General features: G+C 35.3%; 5 protein-coding genes. 1 reads left to right on the top strand and 4 read right to left on the bottom strand.

The window, feature by feature from the left end:
- The first annotated feature begins 12 nt into the window (after nt 1-12).
- Complete coding sequence (locus CI949_RS18040) at nt 13-132, top strand: zinc ribbon domain-containing protein (RefSeq protein WP_290768940.1); 120 nt, start codon at nt 13-15, stop codon at nt 130-132.
- A 311-nt stretch (nt 133-443) separates the two neighbouring features.
- Here CI949_RS18040 and CI949_RS18035 read toward each other — a convergent pair whose 3' ends face one another.
- The 4 genes from CI949_RS18035 to CI949_RS18020 form a co-directional block, all read right to left on the bottom strand.
- On the bottom strand, nt 444-761 hold the full coding sequence (locus CI949_RS18035; protein ID WP_290768938.1) for an SHOCT domain-containing protein: 318 nt from the start codon (nt 759-761) through the stop codon (nt 444-446).
- 30 nt (nt 762-791) lie between these two features.
- The gene (locus tag CI949_RS18030) at nt 792-1,361 is read right to left on the bottom strand and encodes a DUF305 domain-containing protein (protein ID WP_290768935.1); all 570 of its coding nucleotides are present in this window, start codon (nt 1,359-1,361) and stop codon (nt 792-794) included.
- A gap of 277 nt (nt 1,362-1,638) precedes the next feature.
- Nucleotides 1,639-2,625 (bottom strand): YhdH/YhfP family quinone oxidoreductase, encoded by a 987-nt coding sequence (locus CI949_RS18025; RefSeq protein WP_290768931.1) that lies wholly within the window; start codon nt 2,623-2,625, stop codon nt 1,639-1,641.
- Nucleotides 2,626-2,682: 57 nt separating this feature from the next.
- Nucleotides 2,683-3,702, bottom strand: a complete 1,020-nt coding sequence (locus CI949_RS18020) for a YeiH family protein (protein ID WP_290768928.1) — start codon at nt 3,700-3,702, stop codon at nt 2,683-2,685.
- Between the last annotated feature and the right edge of the window lie 162 nt (nt 3,703-3,864).

Here is a 3,864-nt window from a genome sequence, read left to right as displayed (position 1 = left end):
AAATGCAACAAAATTAAAAAATCTAACCGCAAAACTAATCTATACTCTTGCGAGTGTGGTAATCATATCCACTCTGATTTAAATGCAAGTCGTAATATATCTAATAAATATTTAGAGCAACAACCTACTTAGATGGTAATAGTCTAAGTGCCTGAGTGCCTATATTAGCATAATGCTAGGATTATACTAATGAGGAGGGCTCGATGCCCTTCATACTAACTCAACAATGCGTTATAAAAAGGAGAGTTAGTGAAATGTATAGTCGGCTATCTCAGGAGGGCTGATGGCACAGCCTGAAGTCGAAGTCATATTGGGCTACTAGAAATAGACTGTCTTCTAATCATTCGACAACCTCGCAAGTTCTTTTAAGGAATCCTCGTTCGTGACGATAGGAACGGGCGGGGAGGATGTCAATCATCATTATTCCTCCTTATATTTTAAATCTAATTATTTAAATTATCAAGTATTTCTTTCAATTCTTCTTTAGTAATTTCGCCTTTAGCATAACGCTCTCTGGCAATCTTTTCTGCACTATCTTCACTTTTTCTATATTCAATTTCTTTTCTATTATTAAATTCATCTCGATTATCATCAAAATTTCTTCGCCCCTTATAATCCGGGCCACCACTTCTACGATCATGACTATTATTATGGTTATGTCTGTTATATTCTTTAAAGAAATAATATACTACTCCAATGATTACTATCCAGAATATAATTGAAAATCCTCCACCCATCATTCCAGGGCCAAATCCCATCATCATTATCCCTCCTGTTTTAAAATTATTACTTCAGTTATACCATTTATCAAGCCAATCACGCATCATAAAAATTTCCTGACGCTGACTGTCTCTAATACTCTGAGCCAGCAAATATACAGAGCGGTGTTCAGCCAGATCCTGTACAATTAACTGCTGTGACATCATAACTGCTCCCATGTGGTGAAAAATCATATCTTCTAAAAAGGCATAATCCAGCTCTTCACCACTAAGATTTTTATAATCTCCCATCATCGGCTGGTACTGATAATTATTTGTTCTGTCAGGATACCACTCAGCCAGATATTTTTTCATTTCTTCAATTTCCTGAGTCTGTACTTTTATAATATCTCTAGCAAATTCACGCATCTCTTCTCTATTTGTGTTATCTCTTAGAATCTTTGCATTGTAAACTGCTTCTTCATGATGTGGTATCATTTTAACTAAAAAATCATACTCACTGTCAACTGATTCCATCATTCCCGGCCCCATCATCCCTGGCCCCGGCATTGATCCAGGTCCAAATCCAGGCTGAGCCAAAACAATAGAAAAAGATCCAATTACTAAAACTATGATTAAAGTTAGCAGTGATCTTATTTTCATTCTAACTTCCTCCTTTTTCAACCCCAGGATACCCCTGCAATGTATCTTAAACATAGTATAACACTCGGGTTTAATTCTGTCAACAATAATATCGTGATTGTTAAATATTAAACAGCACTTACTATATTAACCTTCTTCTCTTCCTTCTTCTCTTATAGTATAATAAAAAAATGTGAAGAGAATATGAATTAAAGATAATTATTTTTTGATTTTTCCTAAAAAAAGAGCAGCTGAAAACAGCCACTCTTCTGCAATAAACTATTTAATTAGCTAAAAATTATATTTTAACAATAACTCTACCTTTTGAATCTCCGGCCAGCATTTTATCAATCTGCTCATTTAAGTCATTTAAAATTACTTGATTAGAAAAATCATCCAGTTGTTCAATTTTCCAGTCTGAGGCAATTTTCTGCCAGATCACTTCTCGCAAGCTTCTTTTGCACTGAACTGAATCTATTCCAAATAAGCTGACTCCTCTTAAAATAAAGGGATAAACATTCAGATCCAGTTTTGCAGAAGCTACATTTCCACAGCAGGTTACAGCTCCACCATATCTGGTTGATTTAATTGCGGTAGAAAGCAGATTACCTCCAACTGTATCAATAACTCCAGACCATTTTTCCTTTAAAAGCATTTTAGCAGAATCATCATCAAGTTCTTTTCTATCAATAATATTTTTTACCCCTAAGTTATTAAAATAAGCTTCTGCCTCAGTTTTACCAGTTGCTGCTGTAACTTCATAACCGAGCTTTGCTAGAATGGCAGAGGCAAAACTCCCAACTCCTCCGGAAGCACCAGTAACCAGAATATCTTTCCCTTCAACAGCTGCTGCTAGAAGTTTATAAACCGAGAGAGCTGCCGTAAAACCTGCTGTACCATAAATCATACTTTCTTTTAAAGTCAGATTCTCCGGTAATTTTACAGCCCAGTCTGCTGGGATTCTGATATATTCCTCAAGTCCACCGGAAGTATTCATTCCTAAATCATAACCGGTAACTATTATCTCATCACCTTTTTGATAAGTTCCACTTTGATCCTCTACAACTATGCCTGCTGCATCAATACCGGGTGTATGGGGATATTCTCTGGTAACCCCCTTATTACCCGCTGCAGATAGAGCATCTTTGTAATTTAAAGAAGAATACTTAACATTAACTATTAGTTCTCCTGCTGGCAGATCCTTAATTTCTTTCTCAATAATTTCTCTTTTATATTCTCCATTAATCTCACTTACTTCCAGTGCCTTAAACTTTATATTATTCATATTAATAATCACTTCCTTTAACTTTATCTTAACATGAGCTCTTCTAAATTTAAATGCCTAGATCTGACCAATAAAGATCTGAACTGTAAAAGAAACAACAACTACCAGTGAAGAGATAATAAAACCGTGCAGTAATGGTTTAATTCCTGAATCAGATACCTCGCTAAAATTTGTTGTCAGTCCAATTGCTCCTAAAGCCATAATCATCATGAATTTTGATATGGAAGCAATATTGCTGCTTAATTCAGCTGAAATTAAACCGGTACTTTTAACTGCGACCATTACTAAAAACAAGAGAATAAAATAGGGAAATATATTTTTGATTTCAACTTTTTCTTCCTGCTTATTTGAACTTAAACCCAGCTTTTTATTTTCTCTGGCATTGATCACAGAAAAAATCATAACTATAGGGATTATAGAAAGAGTTCTGGTCAATTTAACTATCACAGCAAAAGCGCCGGCAGCATCAGAAAAAGCATAGCCAGCTGCTACCACCGAGGAGGTATCATTAACTGCTGTTCCCGCCCAGAGGCCAAAACCTAAATCACTCATACCAAAATATCTGCCTGCTAGAGGAAATAAGATTACCATCAGCACATCAAAAATAAAAGTAGCGGAAATAGCATAGGCAATATGGCTGTTGTCCGCCTCAATTGTTGGAGCTACTGCAGCAATTGCAGAGCCCCCGCAGACACCGGTACCAGCGGAAATAAGACTTGAAAGTTTCCAGTTCATATTAAAAAGACGGCCAAATAAATACCCTCCTCCAAAGGCGGTCAGCAGAGTAAAGGTCATCACAATTAATGAATAACCACCGACAGATAAAACCTGAGAAAAACTCAAAGTAAGTCCCATCAGTACAATTCCTGCCTTTAAAATTTTCTTGGAAACAAAATTGATACCGCTGTTTAAAATAGAAATTTCTCTAATAATAGGATTTAAAAGCATTCCCAACATCAGTGCCAGCACACTGCCGCTGATTAAATGCATTGGTATGTAGCTGCTTAAAGCTTTAGCAGTCAAAGCTAATATAATTGTAAGTATTATTCCTGCCAAATAATCACTAATTTTATTCATCTTTATCTTCCCCCTTATTGTTTTCATTCTTGATTTTATAACAGATTATAGATAAAATAAAATTATAATAATTTATTTATTGTTCTTCTGATGTAATAGGATGATCCCTGCTAGATAATCACTAAACTTATTCATTTTATCTTCCCCCTTATAGTTTACAAT

The organism is Halanaerobium sp., from assembly GCF_003070835.1.
This window is presented reverse-complemented; position numbering and strand designations above follow the sequence as displayed.

Coding starts and splice junctions, on each gene's coding strand:
- CI949_RS18035 (WP_290768938.1), bottom strand. CDS start 761: ATGATGGGATTTGGCCCTGGAATGATGGGTGGAGGATTTTCAATTATA.
- CI949_RS18030 (WP_290768935.1), bottom strand. CDS start 1,361: ATGAAAATAAGATCACTGCTAACTTTAATCATAGTTTTAGTAATTGGA.
- CI949_RS18025 (WP_290768931.1), bottom strand. CDS start 2,625: ATGAATAATATAAAGTTTAAGGCACTGGAAGTAAGTGAGATTAATGGA.
- CI949_RS18020 (WP_290768928.1), bottom strand. CDS start 3,702: ATGAATAAAATTAGTGATTATTTGGCAGGAATAATACTTACAATTATA.